This is a genomic window from Achromobacter sp. NCFB-sbj8-Ac1-l (genome assembly GCF_052695805.1).
The window spans coordinates 3948194-3966145 of the sequence record NZ_CP199812.1 but is presented as its reverse complement, the minus strand read 5'-3'; the positions used below and the strand labels follow the sequence as shown (position 1 = coordinate 3966145).

Genomic DNA, 17952 nt, shown 5'->3' with positions numbered 1-17952 from the left:
CTTGGCTGGAGACGACCACTTCAGCCTGTTCGGCTTGCCGGCACGCTTTGACCTGGACGCGCAGGCGCTGGAAACCGCCTGGCGGACCGTTGCCGCGCAGGTGCACCCTGATCGCTTTGCCACGGCCAGCCCCGCGGAACGCCGCGTGGCCATGCAATGGGCGGCGCGCGCCAACGAAGCCTATCGGCAGTTGCGCGATCCGCTGTTGCGGGCGCGCTACCTGTGCGAACAGGCGGGCATCGATTTGCAGACCGAGAGCAACACGTCCATGGACACGGCTTTCCTGATGCAGCAGATGACCTGGCGCGAAATGCTGGACGACGCGCGCGAAGACGCCGGCGCCCTGGCGACGCTGCAGGCCGAGCTGCAGGAAGCGCGCGTGCAAATGCGGGCGACGCTGACGCGGCTGCTGGACGAGCAGCACGATTACGCGGCCGCGGGCCTCAAGGTGCGGGAATGGATGTTCGTGGAAAAGCTGGCGCAAGAGCTGGCACACGCTCACCCCTAGCCTGAGCGATCTGGACAGGCCTGGCCGCCCGGTGCCCGGGCTTGGCCGCCTACTGAGCAGAAAAATAGAATCATGGCCTTATTGCAGATTTCCGAGCCCGGTGAATCGCCCGCGCCGCACCAGCGCAAGCTGGCGGTAGGCATCGATTTGGGCACTACCAATTCCCTGGTTGCCGCGGTGCGCAGCAGCGTGGCTGAAGTGCTGCCCGACGCAGAGGGCCACGTGCTGCTGCCGTCGGCCGTGCGCTACTACCCGGGCGGCCGCGTCACCACGGGTCGCGAACCTCTGGCGCAGCAGGCCGAAGACCCGCTGAATACGGTGGTGTCGGTCAAGCGCTTCATGGGGCGTTCGCTGGAAGAGGCCCGTGCCACGCGCGCGCCCTACGAATTCGTGGACGCGCCTGGCATGGTGCGCATCCGCACGGCGCAGGGTGACCTGAGCCCGGTCGAGGTGTCGGCGCAGATCCTGGCGGTGTTGCGCCAGCGTGCCGAAGACGTGCTGGGCGATGATCTGGTGGGCGCCGTGATCACGGTGCCGGCGTATTTCGACGACGCCCAGCGCCAGGCCACCCGCGATGCGGCGCGCCTGGCCGGCCTGAACGTGCTGCGCCTGTTGAATGAACCGACCGCCGCAGCCATTGCGTACGGCCTGGATAACGCCGCCGAAGGCGTGTATGCGGTGTATGACCTGGGGGGCGGCACGTTCGATATTTCGATCCTGCGTTTGACCCAGGGCGTGTTCGAAGTGATTTCCACCGGCGGCGATACGGCGCTGGGTGGTGACGACTTTGATTCCCTGATCGTCGACCATGTGGTGGCGGCCGCTGGCGTGGGCGAGCTGACGCACGCCGACCGGCGCGGCCTGCTGATGGCGGCGCGTGCGGTGCGCGAGGCGCTGTCCGACGCACAGGAGGCACGCCTGCAATTGACGCTGGCCAACGGTCAGGCGATTGAACGCCTGCTGACGCGCGCCGAATTCGAAACGCTGGCGCAGCCCCTGATCCAGCGCACTCTGGAATGCGCGCGACGCGCCTTGCGTGATGCCGAGCTCAAGCCGGCGGACGTGCGCGGCGTGGTGATGGTGGGCGGCGCGACGCGCATGCCCGTGGTGCGTGCGGCGGTGGGCGAGATGTTCGGCACCGCGCCGCTGACCGATCTGGACCCCGACCAGGTGGTGGCGTTGGGTGCGGCCTTGCAGGCCAACCTGCTGGCCGGCAACCGTGCGCCGGGCGAAGACTGGCTGCTGCTGGATGTGATTCCGCTGTCGCTGGGCCTGGAAACGATGGGGGGGCTGGTCGAGCGCGTGATTCCCCGCAACAGCACGATTCCGGTGGCGCGCGCGCAGGAGTTCACGACGTTCAAGGATGGCCAGACGGCCATGAGCATCCACGTGCTGCAAGGCGAGCGCGACCTGGTGTCCGATTGCCGTTCGCTGGCGCGTTTCGAGCTGCGCGGCATTCCGCCGATGGTGGCCGGCGCCGCGCGTATCCGCGTGACCTTCCAGGTGGATGCCGACGGGTTGCTGAGCGTGACGGCGCGCGAGCAGAGCAAGGGCGTCGAGGCCGCGGTGTCGGTCAAGCCGTCGTATGGCTTGAGCGACGACGAGATCGCACAGATGCTGGCCGACAGCGTGGCACAGGCCGATACCGATGCCCGCGCCCGCATGCTGCGCGAGCAGCAGGTGGATGCGCGCCAGTTGGTGGAGTCGGTGCAGGCCGCCCTGGCGGCCGATGGCGATCTGCTCGATGCCGATGAACGCAAGCGGGTGGACGAATGCCTGCAGGCGGCGATCGTGGCGCAGGATGCCCAGGATGTGGACACCGTGAAAGCCGCGACCGAGGCGCTGTCCGCAGCGACCGACGACTTTGCCGCCCGCCGCATGGACCGCAGCATCCGCGCCGCCCTGGCTGGCCGCAAACTTGACGAAATTGCCTGATAAGAAGCTATGCCGAAACTGACCGTACTGCCTCATCCCGATTACTGCCCCGAGGGCGCCGTGATCGAAGACGCGCCCAAGGGCGTGTCGATCTGCCGCGTTCTGCTGGACAACCACATCGACATCGAACATGCCTGCGAGCTGTCGTGCGCGTGCACGACCTGTCACGTGGTGGTCAAGCAGGGCTACGCGTCGCTGGAAGACGCGACCGACGACGAAGAGGATCTGCTGGACAAGGCCTGGGGCCTGACGCCCACGTCGCGACTGTCGTGCCAGGCCTTGGTGACCGATGCCGACCTGACGGTCGAGATTCCCAAGTACACCATCAACCACGCGAAAGAGGGCCATTGATGAAGTGGACCGATACCTACCAGATTGCTGAAGCGCTGGTGGACGCCCATCCGGACGTCGACCCCAAGACGCTGCGTTTCACCCAGCTGCGCGAATGGGTGCTGGCCTTGCCCGGGTTCAGCGATGACCCCGACCGCAGCGGCGAGAAGATCCTGGAAGCCATCCAGATGGCCTGGATCGACGAAGCCGACTGAACCGCGCCGCAAACGCTCCCCTTGGGGAGCGTTTTTGCTTTGGCGCGCTGGCTGCGCGGTATCATCAAGACTCTCTTTGTCGTTCCTACCTCCCGAGTCTACCGATGCCCGCTGCCCCCCTGCGCTTTGGCCTGGCCGCCAACCGACTGCACCATGAAACCCCCGACGCCGCCTTGTTTACCTGGCTGCGGGCGTGTTCGTCCACCATCCGCGAGCTGGGCGTGCAGCTGCACACCGTGGGTCGCACGCACGATGCGATCGTGCGCGAAGGCATGCTGCAGGGCTATAGCGGCCTGATCCGCTATCCCTATGGCCGCGAGGGCGGCTTGATGAAGCTGGTGGCGCGCGTGACCGAGGGCCGTGACGGGCAGGCGCCGTTCGACGGCGCGATCTATCTGATCGATCCGGTGGACCCGTCGTCGATTTTCCCCGAGGCGCTGGCGCTCAAGCGTCAGTGCATCACGCATGGCCGGCCGTTCATTTCGACGCTGGCCGGCGCGATCGAATGGATGGAAGTCGAGCGCGTTCATGCCGGGCTGGCGCCGGACATGTCGGCGTCGCGGCTATTCAACTACACGGGCCAGACGCTGGCGCTGATCGCCCACGATGCACTCAAGGACGAGATGGTGGCGTTTGCCAGCGAACACTTTGACGTGCTGTCGCAGTTTGCGCGGCGGGTGGCGACCGGCACGACAGGAGGGCGCCTGAATGAGCTGGCCTGGTCGCGGGGGTGGCCCAAGGACACGCCCTGGGTGCACCGCTACCTGAGCGGTCCGCTGGGCGGCGATGCGCAGATCGCCGAACTGGTGCTGGAGCACCAGTGCCAGCGGGTGATCTTCTTCGAGGATCCCCATGTGGCGCGCCAGCACGAGGCGGATATCCAGCTGCTGGAGCGCGCCGTGCGGGTGGTGACCGAGTCGGCCACGTGCGCGACATCGCCGTCGGTGGCGCGGCGCTGGGCCCAGGCGGTGCAATTGCGGGCCGCGCGCGCATAACACAGCAGAGGGGGCGGCGCGAGGGCCGCCCTTGTAGTTTGTGGTTTCTTGGCTATTCGAATCGTAAAAGGAACCATTATCTAAAGAAGAACCATTAACATTTGGCTTTCAAAATCCATACAAAAGGGAGCCATGTTGATGTTTTGTCCTGTCATGCGCCGCCGCGTCGGAGTGGCCGCGGCATTGGGCTTGCTGCCCACCGTACTGTTCGCGCAGCAAGCTGCCGTGGGGCCCACCACGACGCTGCCGACCGTGACCGTGGAGGGCAGCGGTGAAGAGACGGCGACCAGCCCGGTGCTGGGTTATGCCGCCACGCGGTCCGCCACGGCGACCAAGACGGATACGCTGCTGAACGAAACGGCGCAATCGATCACGGTGGTGCCGCGCGACCAGATCGTGGACCAGGGGGCGACGAGCCTGCAGGAGGCGCTGGGCTATGCGGCCGGCGTGCGGTCCGATGCCTATGGCCTGGACTCGCGCTCCGACAGCGTGCGCGTGCGGGGCACGGACGCCGATGTCTACCTGGACGGCCTGCGCCAGGCGTTTGATTACTACACCAGCACGACGCGCCCGGACCCGTATTTGCTGGAGCGCATCGAGGTGTTGCGCGGTCCGGCGGCCATGACGTACGGCCAGGGCAGCACGGGCGGCATCATCAACATGGTGAGCAAGCGCCCGCTGGCAGAAACGCAGCGCGAGGTGGGGGTGCAGTTCGGCAACCACGGGCGCAAGCAGGTGCAGATGGACCTGACGGGCCCCATTACCGAAGACGGCCAATGGCTGTATCGACTGGTGGCGCTGGGGCGCGATGCCGATACGCAAGTGCACCACGTGCCGGACGACCGCGCGCTGGTGGCGCCCTCGCTGACGTGGAAGCCCAGCGCCGCCACGACCTTCACGTTGCAGGCCTTGTACCAGAAGGACAAGTCCGGGTCGACGGCCCAGTTCATGCCGTGGTCCGGCATGCGCACGCCGAATCCGAATGGCACCATCCCGACCTATCGCTTCATTGGCGAACCCGATCACGACCGTTACGATTCGGAGCGCCGCAGCATCGGCTGGTTGTTCGAGCACAAGTTCAACGACAAATGGTCGTTCAGCCAGGGCTTTCGGCATGCCAACAACAAGGTGACGTACTTCACGCACTACGCGGATTCGTTCACGGAGCCGGGCGGCTGGGCGGATGATCCGATCAACCAGCGCATCATCGGCCGCTATGCCGATGACACGATCACCAAAGTGCGCATGGATACGCTGGACCAGCACCTGACCGGTGAGGTGCGTACCGGCGCCGTCACGCACAAGCTGCTGCTGGGGCTGGACTGGGCACGCTATCGCCGCGACCGCGAAAGCGGCAGCGGCAAGGATTCGATTGACGCCTATGCGCCGGTCTACGGCAATGGCTACATCCCGGAACTGACGGGCGAACCGCGGTTCACGCAGAGCCAGACGGGCCTTTACCTGCAGGACCAGATGAAGTTCGGCCAGCACTGGATCGTGACGGCGGGCCTGCGCCATGATCGCGCGCGCAGCCAGCTCGACGGGGGGGATGCGGACAAGGTCCAGGCCACCACCAAGCGTTTCGGGCTGATGTACGCGGCCAGCAATGGCTGGTCGCCGTATGTCAGCTACAGCGAATCGTTCACGCCGGTCGCCAGCACCACGCGCAGCACGCCCGAGGGCGCCGTGCCCGAGCTGTACAAGCCGCTGCGAGGCAAGCAGTGGGAAGCGGGCGTGAAGTACCAGTCGGCCGATGGCGGCCACCTGGCCACCGCGTCGGTGTATGACCTGCGGGAGAAGAACCGCCTGGTGCCGGATCCGACATCGGCGCTGAACAACATCCAGACCGGCAAGACGCGCACCCGTGGCGTGGAACTGGAATGGCGCGGCCAGGTGACGTCGTCGTTCGACGTGATTGCCCACTACAACTACATCGACCTGGACCCGAAGCTGGAAGGCATACCGCGCCATCAGGCTGCGGCGTGGGGCCGCTACCGCTTCGGGCTGGACAACCTGGATGGGCGCTTCACCGTGGGCGCCGGCGCACGCTGGATGGCCTCGTTCCGGGACGGCAACGGGCCGAAGCTGCCACCGGTGTGGCTGGTGGACAGCATGGTCTCGTACGAAACCAGCCAGTGGCGCTATGCCTTGAACGTCAACAACCTGCTGGACAAGACCTACCTGGCTACGTGCCTGTCGCGCGGCGATTGCTGGTACGGCGCACGGCGCAGCGTGATCGCCAGCGTCAGCTACAAGTTCTGACGCCGGTCGCCGGATGGGCCGCCTAGCGGCCCGTGAAGCGCGGTGCGCGTTTTTCGCGGAAGGCGCTGACGCCTTCCGCGAAATCGTCGCGTCGGGCCGATGCCAGGAAGGTGGCGGTTTCTTCGGCCAATTGTGTTTCCAGCGAGGCTTGCGCGGCGCTGCGCAGCAAGCGCTTGGCGCCGGCGATGCCGTGCGGCGCATGGCTGGCGATGGCCTGGGCGTAGGCCCGCGCCTGCGGCTCTAGCTGGCCGGCGCAGGCGCTGCGGGTGATGATGCCCCAGGCCAGCGCGTCGGCAGCGGTGAAGGCATCGTGGCGCAGCAGCAGGTCGAGCGCACGCTTGGGGCCGACGACGCGCATGAGGCCATGCGTCATGCCGGCGTCGGGCGTGGCGCCCAGCTTGAGATAGGCGGTCATGAAGCGCGCGTCGGCATCGGCGATGGCCAGGTCGCAGGCCAACACGAGCGACAGGCCGGCGCCCGCGGCCACGCCGTGCACCTGGGCGAGCCAGATCTTGTCCATGCGGGCGATGCGGGACAGGAAATCGTTGAGCGGCGTGAACAGGTCGAGCAGCTTGCCGCGCACGGCATCGGCGCCGCCTTCGAACATCGCGATGTCGCCGCCGGCGCAGAAGGCCTTGCCGGCGCCGCGCAACAGCACCACCCGGATGTCGCCCTGCGTGTCGAGCCATTGGGCGGCGCGGGACAGGTCTTGCGCCATGGCCACGCTGATGGCGTTGAGCGCCGCGGGCTGGTTCAGGTTGAGGGTGGCGATGCCGTCGCCGGTCTCCAGAAGCAGCGTTGGAAAGATTGGAAGGGAAGGGGTCATGGCCTGTCTCCGTTATCGGGTAAATACCAACTTTCGATCCAAAAACCGCGATGCTATGGTCGGAACCGAGCGCTTGCTTGGTTGACGATCCGCACGGCAAGCGTAACGCATAGAACGATTTTCCGGCGCTGTACCAGCGTAGGTAAAGACAGGTTCGCTGCATCGCCTGCCTCGGGGCTACGCTGATTCACCGCCATTAGAAAAACAGCTTCGCGACACAGCGAGGAGACAAAGGTGGATCAATCCGAGAGCCCTCCCTTGCTGGAGGTGGATGGGGTCACGTTGGCGTTCGGCGGGGTCAAGGCGCTCAGCGGCGTGGGCTTTCGCGTGGCGCCGGGATCCATCACCACGGTCATCGGCCCCAATGGCGCGGGCAAGACTTCGCTGTTCAACACCATTTCCGGGTTCTACCGGCCGGCCGCGGGCACGATCCGTTTCCTGGGCCGCGACATCACGCGCGTCGCCGCGCCCGAGCGGGCGAAGATGGGGCTGGCACGCAGCTTCCAGAACATCGCGCTGTTTCGCGGCATGACGGTGCTGGACAACATCAAGCTGGGGCGCCACGCGCACCTGCGCAGCACGGTGCTGGACGCGCTGCTGTACCTGGGCCGCGCCCGCCGCGAGGAAATGGCGCTGCGCGCCGACATCGAAGAACGCATCATCGATTTCCTGGAGATCGACCACATTCGCCACGCGCCGGTGGCCGCGCTGTCGTACGGGCTGCAAAAGCGCGTGGAACTGGCGCGCGCGCTGGCGATGAACCCGAAGGTGCTGATGCTGGACGAGCCGGTGGCTGGCATGAATCGCGAGGAAACCGACGACATGGCGCGCTTCATCCTGGATGCACGCGCCGAATGGGGCGTGACGGTGCTGATGGTGGAGCACGACATGGGCATGGTGATGGACCTGTCGGACCACGTGGTGGTGCTGAACTTCGGCCAGGTGATTGCCGACGGGGCACCGGCCGCAGTGCAGGCCAACCCCGAGGTCATCAAAGCCTATCTGGGCGCCGGTGACGTGGGCGACCTGCGGCGCCGTTTGCGCGAGGCGGCCTGATGGACGGGCTGTTCTTCCTGGAAGTGTCGCTGGCAGGCCTGGGCAGCGGCGGGTTGTACGCACTGGCGGCGCTGGCGTTCGTGATCGTCTACAAGGCCACGCGGGTGGTCAACATCGCCATCGGTGAATTCCTGATGCTGGGCGCCTATGTGTTCTACGCCTTCGCTGCCGGCATGGCGTGGCCGGTCTGGCTGGCGATCGCCGGGGCGGTGGCCGTGTCGGCGGCGCTGGGCGCCTTGGTCGAGCGTTTGACGATCCGGCCGATGCTGGGCGAATCGCCGATTTCGGTGTTCATGATCACGGTCGGGCTGGCGTCGATCCTGGTGGGCGTGGTGGAACTGATCTGGACGGCGGACCAGCGCCGGCTGCCGGAATTCATGCCGCGCGCACCGGTGATGGTGGGCGAGGCCTTCGTGGCGCCCAAGGTGTTCTACGGCTTCTGGGTGGCGGTGGCGCTGGTGTTGCTGGTGCTGGCCGTGTTTCGCTATTGGCGCGGCGGGGTAGCCCTGCGCGCCACGGCATCGGACCAGGGCGCGGCCTACGCGATGGGTATCAATGTGCCGCGGGTGTTTTCGCTGTCGTGGGCGGCGGCGGGCGCGATTGCCGCGGTTTCGGGGGTGATCGTTGGCGCGATCGGCGGCATTTCGTCGTCGATGGGGGTGTTTGGCCTGTCGGTGCTGGTGGTGGTGATCGTGGGGGGCCTGGACAGCGTGGCGGGCGCGCTGGTGGGCGGGATTTTCATCGGTTTGCTGGAGGCCTGGGCCGGCGCCTATCTGGGCGGCGAATACAAATTGCTGGCGACCTTCGTGGTGCTGGTGGTGGTGCTGATGCTGCGGCCTTACGGGCTGTTCGGCACCCGCGAGATCGAGAGGCTGTAGCCGATGCGCATCGCGACCGCGAAAGAGACCTACCTGGCTGACCAGGCCCTTTTCGATACCCGCACGCAGCGGCTGTGGCTGGCGCTGCTGGCGGCGTCCCTGGTGTTGTTCCCGTTCGTGGCGGACGCCTATTGGCTGTACCTGGCCTGCCTGGTGGCCATCAATGTGGCCAGCGCGACGGGCCTGAACATCCTGACGGGCTACACGGGCCTGGTGAGCCTGGGGCAGGCGGCCTTCATGGGACTGGGCGCCTACACGGTGGCGGTGATGGAACTGCGCCTGGGCACGCCGGTGCTGGTCAACCTGCTGGGCGGGGGCGTGGTGGCGATGCTGGGCGGGCTGCTGGTCGGCATTCCGTCGCTGCGGGTCAAGGGCCTGTACCTGGCCATATCGACCATCGCGGCCTCGTTCATCGCGCATTTCGTCTTCGCCAATTGGCAGTTCACCGGCGGCACCGGTGGGTTGCAGGTGCCGCCCGCCCGCATCCTGGGCATGGATCTGGACACGTCGTTCAGGATCTATTGGCTGATCGTGCCGCTGACCGTGCTGATGGTGCTGGGCGCGGCCAATCTGTTTCGCACGCGCATCGGCCGCGCGTTCATCGCGATCCGCGACCGCGATATCTCGGCCGAAGTACTGGGCATCCACCTGCTGCGCTACAAGCTGCTGTCGTTCGCCCTGTCGTCGTTCTATGCCGGCGTGGCGGGCGGGCTGTGGGCGTATTTCTTTCGCGTGGTCACGCCGGAGAGCTTTCCGCTGATCATGTCGATCTTCTTTCTGGCCGCCATCATCGTGGGCGGCATGGGCTCGATCCTGGGGTCCATCCTGGGCGCGGTGTTCATGACGATGGTGCCTGAATTGCTCAAGCTGATCGTGGGCTGGCTGCCGGTCGGGGGCGACGCCCTGAGCCTGATTTCGCCAGTGCGCACGATTGTGTTCGGCCTGCTGATCGTGGGCTTTCTGATCTTCGAGCCGCACGGGCTCGCGGAAATCTGGCGCCGCGTGCGCCGTTACTTCCACCTGTGGCCATTCCGCACGTAGACGGCGGCCGCGCACCCAGAGAACCAGGAGACAAGATCATGAAGCGCATCCGGATAGGCAGCGGTTTATCGAAGTGGCTGGCGCCCTTGGGCGTGGCGCTGGCCCTGGCGGCCGCGCCCGCGGCCCACGCCGAAGAAGACCTGGTGCTGGGCGGTTCGATCCCGCTGAGCGGGGTGTTTGCGTTTGCCGGGCAGGGCATCCATGCCGGCATCACCGACTACGTGAAGATCATCAACGAACAAGGCGGGGTGAAGGGGCGCAAGGTGCGTTACGTGCCGGAGGACACGGCCTACAAGGTGGATGCGTCGGTGGCGGCCTTCAAGAAGATCACCAGCCAGAACAAGGTGAATTTCTACTACGGCGATTCGACCGGGTTTTCCAAGACCATCAACGCCGAGCTGAACCGCACGGGCAGCATCCTGATGACGGGCGCCTCGTTCGCCACCGAACTGAACGACCCGGCCAAGTATCCGGCGCAGTTCATGCTGGGGCCGGACTACACCGAGATGTTCGGCATTCTGCTGCGTTATATCGCCAAGGAAAAGCCCGGGGCCAAGGTGGCGTTCGTGTATTCGGACACCGAGTTCGGCCGCGACCCGATTGCGAGTTCGCGCGCCGTGGCGCAGAAGCTGGGGCTGACGGTGGCCACCGAGATCATGACGCCGCCCGGCAGCGTGGACGTGTCGACCGAGGTGATCAAGCTGCGCCGCGCGGACCCGGACTTCACCATTTTCCACGGCTACGTGCTGGCGCCGATTCCGGAATTCGTCGGGCAGGGCAAGCGTATGGGCCTGAAGACGCGCTACATGGGCACGTTCTGGACGATGGACAACTCCACCGTCATGCAGATGGGCGAAGACGCCGAAGGCTTCATGGGCGTGATGCCTTACCGTTACTACTATGACAACGCGGCGGACGCACCGATGCTCAAGAAGATCCGCGAGATGCGGCCGCAATACCAGAGCACGGGCTACATGCAGGGCTTCCTGGCCGCGATGCTGTTCACCGAAGTGGCCAAGCGCACGCTGGACGCGGGCAAGGAACTGACCAGCGCCAACATGAAGGCGGCGCTGGAGGGCATCAAGGATTTCGACACCGGCGGCCTGATCGGCGTGCCGATCTCGATCAAGGGCAATTCCATTCCCGTGGGGCGGATCTACCGCGCGGACACCAAGCAGAAGCAGATGGTGCCGGCGTCGGACTGGATCGTGCTGCAGTGAGGCGGCCGTGATGCCTGGCATCGTCGCACAGACGCCAGCGCCGCCCGCGGCGGTGCTGGACATCAACAACATCGAGGTCGTCTACAACAAGGCGGTGCAGGTGCTGCGCGGCCTGTCGCTGTCGGTGCCGACCGGCGCCATCGTGGCGCTCCTGGGCAGCAACGGCGCGGGCAAGTCGACCACGCTGAAGGCCGTGTCGCGCCTGTTGGACCTGGAGGACGGCGAACTGGTGCGCGGCCGCATCGCGTTCGACGGCGGCGACACGGCGGGCACGCGGCCGCAGAACCTGGTACGCGCGGGGCTGGCGCATGTGATGGAAGGGCGCCGCGTGTTCGAGGACCTGACGGTGGAAGAGAACCTGGTGGCCGCGACCTACGCGCTGACCGGCCGGCCCGGCGTCAAGGTGGATTTCGATCTGGTGTATGGCTATTTTCCGCGCTTGCACGAGCGGCGTCGCGGCCTGGCGGGCTATCTGTCGGGCGGCGAGCAGCAGATGCTGGCGATCGGCCGCGCGCTGATCGCCCAGCCCAAGCTGATGCTGCTGGACGAGCCGTCGCTGGGCTTGTCGCCGATGCTGGTGGAGACCATTTTTTCGATCATTGCCCGCATCAATCGCGAACAGGGGGTGTCGATGCTGCTGGTCGAGCAGAACGCGTCGGTGGCGCTGGCGGTGGCCCATTATGGCTACATCATGGAAACAGGCAAGGTGGTGATCGACGGCACGGCCGACAAGCTGGCGGCCGACCCGGACGTGCGCGAGTTCTATCTGGGCGTGGGCGGCTCGGGCGAGGCCCGCGGCTTTCGCGATATCAAGCACTACAAGCGCCGCAAGCGCTGGCTGTCATGATGGCGCCCGTACCTTCGCGGCCGGCGGACGGGCTCTGGCCGGCGTTGACCCTGCCGCAGATGCTGCGCGAACAGGCGCGCCGCCAGCCCGCCGGCATTGCCGTGCGGCAGAAGGATTTCGGGATCTGGCAGCCGGTGCCGTGGGCGCAGTACTGGCAGCGCGCCTGCCGCGTGGGACTGGGCCTGCAGGCCGAAGGCCTGTCTCGCGGCGGCCGGGTGGCCATCGTGTCCGACAACCGCCTGGAATGGCTGCTGGTGCAGCTGGGCGCGGGCGCGGTGGGCGGCGTGGCGGTGGGGGTGTACGCGACCAGCCCGGCCGAGGAAATGGGCTACGTGCTGGAACATGCCGATGTCGAACTGGTGGTGTGCGAAGACCAGGAGCAGACCGACAAGGTGTTGCAGGTGGCGCACCGGCTGCCGCTCTTGCGCCGCATCGTGGTGATGGAAACCAAGGGGCTGCGCTCGTATCCGCCCGCCGAACGCGCGCGCATCGTTGCCTTCGCCGAACTGGAAGCGGAAGGCCAGCGGCGCGAGGCCGACGGGCTGGAGGCGCTGAATGCATGGCTGGACACGCAGCAGCTGGATGACCTGGGGCTGATGATCTACACGTCGGGTTCCACTGGCAAGCCCAAGGGCGCGATGCTGAGCTACCGCAACATGCGGGGCGTGGCGCCTGGCATCGCCGACCGCCTGTCGATGGATGCCGCCAGCGTGCACCTGTCGTACCTGCCGCTGTGCCACGTGGCCGAACAGATGCTGTCGACCTTCGTGCCGATCTATCTGGGGGCGCAGGTGAATTTCGGTGAGTCGATCCGCACGGTGCAGGAGGACTTGCGCGAGGTGGCGCCCACCGTGTTCCTGGGCGTGCCGCGCATCTGGGAAAAGCTGCACGCGTCGATCTCGATCAAGATGCAGGAAGCCGGCCGCTTGCAGCAATGGCTGTACCGGCGGGCGCTGGCGGCCTGCTCGCCGTTCCTGGAAAAATCGGCGCGGCAACGCGGCTTGGGCGAAAGGTTGACCTATGCGCTGTGGTACGGCCTGGTGCTGCGGGCCTTGCAGAATTTCATCGGCTTGCGGCGGGTCAGGGTGGCGATGACGGGCGCGGCCCCCATCGCGCCCGACGTGGTGCGCTACTTCCGCACGATCGGCGTGCCGTTGGTGGAGGTGTACGGCCTGACCGAATCGGCGGGCATGATCTTCGGCCAGCATCCGGACCGCGTCAAAGTGGGGACGGTGGGCGAGGCCATTCTGGGCGTCGAATGGCGGCTGGGGGAGGCAGACGAGTTGCAAGTGCGCGGCGAGATGGTGTTTGCCGGCTACTACAAGAACGACGCGGCCACCGCCGATACCGTGCGGGACGGCTGGCTGCACACGGGCGACGTGGCCGCGGTGCAGGACGGACGCCTGCGCATCGTCGATCGCCTGAAAGACATCATGATCACGGCGGGCGGCAAGAACCTGACGCCATCGGAAATCGAGAATGCGGTCAAGAGCAGCCCCTATGTGAAGGAGTGCGTGATCGTCGCCGACGGCCGCCGCTTTGTCGCAGCGTTGATCCAGCTGGAATTCGACACGGTGGGCAAATGGGCGGAATCGCGGCGTATCGCCTTTACGCATTTTCGCTCGCTGGCCGAATGCGCGGAGGTGCGCGAACTGGTGGCGGGCGAGGTGGCGCGCGCCAATGCCGGGCTGGCGCCCGTGGCGCAGATCAAGCGCTTTCATCTCTTGACCAAGGAACTGGACCACGATGACGGCGAGGTGACCGCGACCATGAAGGTGCGGCGCGCCAGTATCTACCGCAGCTATGCGGACGAGATCGAACGGCTGTACGCCGAGGAGGCAGCGGCATGAACGAAGCAGTGATTGTGGAGGCCGTGCGCACGCCCTTCGGGCGGCGCGGCGGCCGCTGGGCCGACAGGCGGCCTGATGACTTGCTGGCCGATGCCATCCAGGGTTTGCTGGCGCGGGCCGGCCTGCCGCCCGGGCGGGTCGAGGACGTGCTGGCCGGATGCGTCAGCCAGGCGGGCGAGCAAGGCGCCAATATCGGCCGCCTGGCGGCGCTGCTGGCGGGCTTGCCCGAGACGGTGCCGGGCCTGTCGCTGAACCGCATGTGCGGATCCAGCCAGCAGGCGGTGCACATGGGGGCGCAGGCCATTGCCGCGGGCGACATGCGTTATGTCGTTGCAGGCGGGGTGGAAAGCATGAGCCGCGTGCCGATGTTCCTGGACGTGACCCTGGGACAGGGCGAGTTTCGCGGGTTCGATTCGCTGAACCCGGGCTTGTTGCGGCGCTATCCGCTGGTGCATCAGATCGAAAGCGCGGAACGCATCGCCGAACAATGGGGACTGACGCGCGCCGAGATGGATGCTTGGTCGGTGCAGAGCCACGCCCGCGCCTGGGCGGCGGCCTCGGCAGGCCGGCACAGCGAACTGCTGGCGGGGCCGGCGGGGCTGCCGCTGCGCGACGAGGGCATCCGCGAACGGGCGGACCCGGCCAAGATGGCGGCGCTGGCGCCGGCCTTGCGCCCGCCGGGCCAGGGCAACGTGACCGCGGCCCAGGCCAGCCAGCTGGCAGATGGCGCGGCGGCGGTGCTGCTGGCGGACCGGCAGGCCGCGTTGGCCGACGGGTTGCGACCCCAGGCTCGCTTTCGCGCCCGCGTGGCGGTGGGGTCGGACCCGGTGCTGCAACTGACCGGCGTGATTCCCGCCACCGAACAGGCGCTGGCCCGAGCGGGCCTGCGTTTGCAGGACATGGACTGGATCGAGATCAACGAGGCCTTTGCCAGCGTGGTGCTGGCCTGGCAGCGCACCTTGGGCGCGGACCCGGCGCGCGTGAACCCGTGGGGCGGCGCCATCGCCCACGGCCATCCGCTGGGCGCGACGGGGGCGGGGCTGATGGCCAAGATGTTGGCGGGCCTGCGTGCCACGGACGGTCAGTTCGGCCTGCAGGTCATGTGCATCGGCCATGGCATGGCGACGGCGACGGTAATCGAACGCTTATGAACCGGCCAGCCAGGGAGATACCGGCCAGCCACGAGGACGGGGCGGAGTCGCTGCGCCGCGATGCGGTGATCCTGACCGCTGGACGCCTGTTTCGCCAGCATGGCTACGAACGCACCACGGTGCGCGAACTGGCGCGGGCGGTGGGCCTGCAATCGGGCAGTCTGTTCCACCATTTCCGCAGCAAGGAGGAAATCCTGGTGGCGGTGATGAATCACGGCATCCAGGAAGTGCTCGATGGCGGCCGCCAGGCGCTGGATCACTTCCAGGCGCCGGCCGACCGCCTGGCGGCGCTGTTCCGGGTGCACATGTGGAGCATGCTGCACGGCGCCGGCGGCGACGCGATGAATGCGCTGGTGTACGAATGGCGCAGCCTGTCGGCGCCCAGCCAGGCCAGTGTCAAGGTGCTGAGCGACCGCTACGAGGCGATGTGGCAGCAGGTGGTGGCGGCGGCGGTCGCGGCCGGCCTGCTGCGGGGCGACGCCCGGGTGATCAAGCGTTGCGTGCTGGGCGCGATGAACCTGACGGTGCAGTGGTACAAGCCGGACGGCCGGCTGGCGCCGGCCGCATTCATCGACGAAATGCTGTTGGCCAGCCTGCCAGGCTTGCCGCCGGGCGCTGGCCGCTGGCCCCTGGGTCAGGGGCGGTTCGGCGATTCGCCGGCAGGCCAATAGTGGCTGTCCGGCAAGGCGCGGGCGCCGAAGATGGCCTGGCCCACGCGTACGACGGTGGCACCTTCTTCGATGGCGATTTCGAAGTCGCCGGACATGCCCATGGACAGCTCGTCCAGCGCGATGCCGGCGGGCGCATCCTGGCGCAATTGCTCGCGCAGGCCGCGCAGCAGCACGAAGCACTGGCGCACCCGCACCGCTTCGCTGGAGAACAGCGCCAGCGTCATCAGGCCGCGCACGCGCAGCGCGGTGTACGTCGGCATGGCGCGGACGAAGGCAGCGGCCGCTTCGGGCGGCAGGCCGTACTTGCTGGATTCGCCGGACGTGTTGACCTGCACGAAGACGTCCAGCGAGCGGCCTTCGGCCTGCAGGCGGCGGTCCAGTGCCTCGGCGACGCGCAGGCTGTCCAGGGCCTGGAATTCGCTGGCGTAACGGGCGACCAGCTTGGCCTTGTTGGTCTGCAGGTGGCCGATGACGGACCAGCGCAGGTCGGTCAGGTCGGTCGTGCCTTCCCATTTGCGCAGCGCTTCCTGCACCTTGTTTTCACCCAGCAGCCGGCAGCCTGCGGCATAGGCCAGCCGGATGCGGGACTCGTCCTTGGTCTTGCTGACGGGCAATAGCCGGACTTCGCGCGGGTGGCGGCCGGCGCGCGCGCAGGCGGCCTGGATGCGCGCGTGCACGGCGGCAAGGTTGCGCTGGAAGTCTTCGACGGTCAGGGCCTGGGGGTAGCGGCCATGCTGGTCGTGGCGGGTCCGGGTGTCGTCGCGGGGGAGCCGGTCGGGTTGCATTACTTCACCCTGCCCTTGGCGGTCGCGGGGGCGCCGAGCGCTGCGCCGGCATAGCGGGGGCGTCCAGGCAGACGGCCATGGAGCAGCGCGTGGGCCGCCAGGCCGATCACCAGGCCCCAGAAGGCGCCGCCGATGCCGAACAGCTTGATGTTGGCGGCGGCTGCCAGGAAGGTGATCAACGCGGCTTCGCGGGTTTTCGCATCGGCCAGGGCGCCTGCCAGGCTGGCGCCGATGGTGCCCAGCAACGCCAGGCCGGCCAGCGTGGTGATGAAGGTGGCGGGCAGTGCCATGAAGACGGCCGCCAGGGTCACCCCGAACACGCCGACGGCGATGTAGAAGATACCTGCCGCGATGCCGGCGATCCAGCGGCGGGATGGGTCTTCGTGGGATTCGCGGCCGGTGCAGATGGCCGCGGTGATCGCGGCCAGGTTGAAGGCGTGCGAGCCAAAGGGCGCCATCAGCAGCGACCCGAGCCCCGTGACCGTGACGATGGGGTTGGCGCTGGTCTTGAAGCCGTCGTTGCGCAGCACCAGCATGCCGGGCATGTACTGGCCGGTCAGCGTGATCAGGAACAGCGGCAGGGCTACGCTGAGTGCGGCATTGAGCGAGAACGCGGGTGCCGTGTACACGGGGGCGGCCAGCGTGAGCGTCAGGGCGGAGAGATCGACCCGGTTCTGCAACAGCAGCAGCGCCAGGCCCGACACCAGGATGCCGACCACGGCGTAGCGGGCCGTGAAGCGCTTGAGCACGACGTAGGCCAGGATCAGCCAGCCTGTCAGCAAGGGGTCCAGGCTGATGCCGCCAAAGGCGCCGATGCCGAACGGCAGCAGGATGCCGGCCAGGAGGCCCGCGGCGACGCCGGGGGGAATCAGGCGGATGAGTCTGTCGAAGCAGCCCGACAGGCCCAGCACGACGAAGGCGACGGCCGAGAGCAGGTAGGCACCCACGGCCTCGGCGTACGGCGTGGTGGCCAGGGCGGTGACCAGGAAGGCGGCGGCGGGCGTGGACCAGGCGGTGATGATGGGTTCGCGGCTGGCCCAGCTGAGCAGGATGCCCGTGACCCCCACGCCGATGGATATGGACCAGACCCACGAGGCGGTGTGCGCCGGGTCCAGGCCGGCCGCCTTGGCAGCCTGGAACACCAGGATGAAGGTGCCGCCGTAGTTGACGATGACCGAGATGAGGCCGGCAATGACGGGATGGATCAGGTCGCGCAGCGGCGGGGCGGGGCGGAGGGAAGGGGAGGACATGGCGTGAGGGGGCGCTAGGGCCGGGCAGGGCATGAAGGGGTTGGGTCAGCCCGTTTTATAGCGCCGCAATGGACTATTGGATCCCTATGCTTTTTTCAGTGGGACCAGACCACTTCTTTGGGGCGAGGCATT

17 protein-coding genes are annotated in these 17952 nt (G+C 67.2%); 14 read left to right on the top strand and 3 right to left on the bottom strand.

What is annotated here, in order from left to right; all coding sequences use genetic code 11:
- The first annotated feature begins 1 nt into the window (after position 1).
- The 6 genes from hscB to ACUDP5_RS18050 all read left to right on the top strand — a co-directional run bounded on the left by hscB (position 2) and on the right by ACUDP5_RS18050 (position 6245).
- A complete protein-coding gene (hscB, locus tag ACUDP5_RS18075; protein WP_263910852.1) occupies positions 2–508 on the top strand; it encodes a Fe-S protein assembly co-chaperone HscB in 507 nt (168 codons plus the stop codon).
- A gap of 72 nt (positions 509–580) precedes the next feature.
- Positions 581–2443 (top strand): Fe-S protein assembly chaperone HscA, encoded by a 1863-nt coding sequence (gene hscA, locus ACUDP5_RS18070; RefSeq protein ID WP_263910851.1) that lies wholly within the window; start codon positions 581–583, stop codon positions 2441–2443.
- A gap of 9 nt (positions 2444–2452) precedes the next feature.
- Entirely contained in the window at positions 2453–2794 is a 342-nt protein-coding gene (gene fdx / locus ACUDP5_RS18065) for an ISC system 2Fe-2S type ferredoxin (protein WP_006395860.1), read from the top strand.
- Positions 2794–2988, top strand: coding sequence for a Fe-S cluster assembly protein IscX (gene iscX / locus ACUDP5_RS18060; protein WP_183004986.1), 195 nt, complete (start codon positions 2794–2796; stop codon positions 2986–2988). The genes fdx and iscX overlap by 1 nt, the downstream gene beginning before the upstream one ends.
- Before the next feature lie 104 nt (positions 2989–3092).
- Complete coding sequence (locus ACUDP5_RS18055; RefSeq protein ID WP_263910849.1) at positions 3093–3983, top strand: methylglyoxal synthase; 891 nt, start codon at positions 3093–3095, stop codon at positions 3981–3983.
- Between the two features lie 138 nt (positions 3984–4121).
- The gene (locus ACUDP5_RS18050; protein WP_263910848.1) at positions 4122–6245 is read left to right on the top strand and encodes a TonB-dependent siderophore receptor; all 2124 of its coding nucleotides are present in this window, start codon (positions 4122–4124) and stop codon (positions 6243–6245) included.
- A gap of 22 nt (positions 6246–6267) precedes the next feature.
- Here the strand turns inward: ACUDP5_RS18050 and ACUDP5_RS18045 are convergent, their stop codons facing one another.
- The gene (locus ACUDP5_RS18045; RefSeq protein WP_445656789.1) at positions 6268–7071 is read right to left on the bottom strand and encodes an enoyl-CoA hydratase/isomerase family protein; all 804 of its coding nucleotides are present in this window, start codon (positions 7069–7071) and stop codon (positions 6268–6270) included.
- Positions 7072–7329: 258 nt separating this feature from the next.
- Between ACUDP5_RS18045 and ACUDP5_RS18040 the strand changes: the two genes are divergently transcribed.
- Genes ACUDP5_RS18040 through ACUDP5_RS18005 form a run of 8 tightly spaced genes read left to right on the top strand, consistent with a single transcriptional unit; the run spans position 7330 to position 15785 of the window.
- Positions 7330–8127: an ABC transporter ATP-binding protein gene (locus ACUDP5_RS18040; RefSeq protein WP_445659188.1), complete on the top strand. Its 798-nt coding sequence runs from the start codon at positions 7330–7332 to the stop codon at positions 8125–8127.
- Positions 8127–9005: a branched-chain amino acid ABC transporter permease gene (locus tag ACUDP5_RS18035; RefSeq protein ID WP_263910844.1), complete on the top strand. Its 879-nt coding sequence runs from the start codon at positions 8127–8129 to the stop codon at positions 9003–9005. The genes ACUDP5_RS18040 and ACUDP5_RS18035 overlap by 1 nt, the downstream gene beginning before the upstream one ends.
- Positions 9006–9008: 3 nt before the next feature.
- Positions 9009–10046, top strand: a complete 1038-nt coding sequence (locus tag ACUDP5_RS18030) for a branched-chain amino acid ABC transporter permease (protein ID WP_445656788.1) — start codon at positions 9009–9011, stop codon at positions 10044–10046.
- A gap of 38 nt (positions 10047–10084) precedes the next feature.
- Positions 10085–11266, top strand: coding sequence for an ABC transporter substrate-binding protein (locus ACUDP5_RS18025; RefSeq protein ID WP_263910841.1), 1182 nt, complete (start codon positions 10085–10087; stop codon positions 11264–11266).
- A gap of 10 nt (positions 11267–11276) precedes the next feature.
- Positions 11277–12113: an ABC transporter ATP-binding protein gene (locus ACUDP5_RS18020; RefSeq protein WP_445656787.1), complete on the top strand. Its 837-nt coding sequence runs from the start codon at positions 11277–11279 to the stop codon at positions 12111–12113.
- Entirely contained in the window at positions 12110–13963 is a 1854-nt protein-coding gene (locus ACUDP5_RS18015; RefSeq protein WP_445656786.1) for an AMP-dependent synthetase/ligase, read from the top strand. The genes ACUDP5_RS18020 and ACUDP5_RS18015 overlap by 4 nt, the downstream gene beginning before the upstream one ends.
- Complete coding sequence (locus ACUDP5_RS18010; RefSeq protein WP_445656785.1) at positions 13960–15114, top strand: thiolase family protein; 1155 nt, start codon at positions 13960–13962, stop codon at positions 15112–15114. Before ACUDP5_RS18015 ends, ACUDP5_RS18010 begins: the two co-directional genes overlap by 4 nt.
- Positions 15111–15785: a TetR/AcrR family transcriptional regulator gene (locus ACUDP5_RS18005; protein WP_445656784.1), complete on the top strand. Its 675-nt coding sequence runs from the start codon at positions 15111–15113 to the stop codon at positions 15783–15785. Before ACUDP5_RS18010 ends, ACUDP5_RS18005 begins: the two co-directional genes overlap by 4 nt.
- Here the strand turns inward: ACUDP5_RS18005 and ACUDP5_RS18000 are convergent.
- A complete protein-coding gene (locus ACUDP5_RS18000; protein WP_445656783.1) occupies positions 15749–16570 on the bottom strand; it encodes a YggS family pyridoxal phosphate-dependent enzyme in 822 nt (273 codons plus the stop codon). The two genes, ACUDP5_RS18005 and ACUDP5_RS18000, sit on opposite strands and share 37 nt — an antisense overlap.
- Positions 16570–17820: a benzoate/H(+) symporter BenE family transporter gene (locus ACUDP5_RS17995; protein WP_445656782.1), complete on the bottom strand. Its 1251-nt coding sequence runs from the start codon at positions 17818–17820 to the stop codon at positions 16570–16572. Before ACUDP5_RS17995 ends, ACUDP5_RS18000 begins: the two co-directional genes overlap by 1 nt.
- Positions 17821–17952 lie beyond the last annotated feature (132 nt).

Excerpts from the sequence above, each read along its gene's own strand:
- ACUDP5_RS18000 (WP_445656783.1), bottom strand. The coding sequence starts at position 16,570 with ATGCAACCCGACCGGCTCCCCCGCGACGACACCCGGACCCGCCACGAC.
- ACUDP5_RS18030 (WP_445656788.1), top strand. The coding sequence starts at position 9,009 with ATGCGCATCGCGACCGCGAAAGAGACCTACCTGGCTGACCAGGCCCTT.
- iscX (WP_183004986.1), top strand. The coding sequence starts at position 2,794 with ATGAAGTGGACCGATACCTACCAGATTGCTGAAGCGCTGGTGGACGCC.
- ACUDP5_RS18010 (WP_445656785.1), top strand. The coding sequence starts at position 13,960 with ATGAACGAAGCAGTGATTGTGGAGGCCGTGCGCACGCCCTTCGGGCGG.
- ACUDP5_RS18015 (WP_445656786.1), top strand. The coding sequence starts at position 12,110 with ATGATGGCGCCCGTACCTTCGCGGCCGGCGGACGGGCTCTGGCCGGCG.
- fdx (WP_006395860.1), top strand. The coding sequence starts at position 2,453 with ATGCCGAAACTGACCGTACTGCCTCATCCCGATTACTGCCCCGAGGGC.
- ACUDP5_RS17995 (WP_445656782.1), bottom strand. The coding sequence starts at position 17,820 with ATGTCCTCCCCTTCCCTCCGCCCCGCCCCGCCGCTGCGCGACCTGATC.
- ACUDP5_RS18055 (WP_263910849.1), top strand. The coding sequence starts at position 3,093 with ATGCCCGCTGCCCCCCTGCGCTTTGGCCTGGCCGCCAACCGACTGCAC.
- ACUDP5_RS18025 (WP_263910841.1), top strand. The coding sequence starts at position 10,085 with ATGAAGCGCATCCGGATAGGCAGCGGTTTATCGAAGTGGCTGGCGCCC.
- ACUDP5_RS18035 (WP_263910844.1), top strand. The coding sequence starts at position 8,127 with ATGGACGGGCTGTTCTTCCTGGAAGTGTCGCTGGCAGGCCTGGGCAGC.
- ACUDP5_RS18005 (WP_445656784.1), top strand. The coding sequence starts at position 15,111 with ATGAACCGGCCAGCCAGGGAGATACCGGCCAGCCACGAGGACGGGGCG.
- ACUDP5_RS18050 (WP_263910848.1), top strand. The coding sequence starts at position 4,122 with ATGTTTTGTCCTGTCATGCGCCGCCGCGTCGGAGTGGCCGCGGCATTG.
- ACUDP5_RS18020 (WP_445656787.1), top strand. The coding sequence starts at position 11,277 with ATGCCTGGCATCGTCGCACAGACGCCAGCGCCGCCCGCGGCGGTGCTG.
- ACUDP5_RS18045 (WP_445656789.1), bottom strand. The coding sequence starts at position 7,071 with ATGACCCCTTCCCTTCCAATCTTTCCAACGCTGCTTCTGGAGACCGGC.
- hscA (WP_263910851.1), top strand. The coding sequence starts at position 581 with ATGGCCTTATTGCAGATTTCCGAGCCCGGTGAATCGCCCGCGCCGCAC.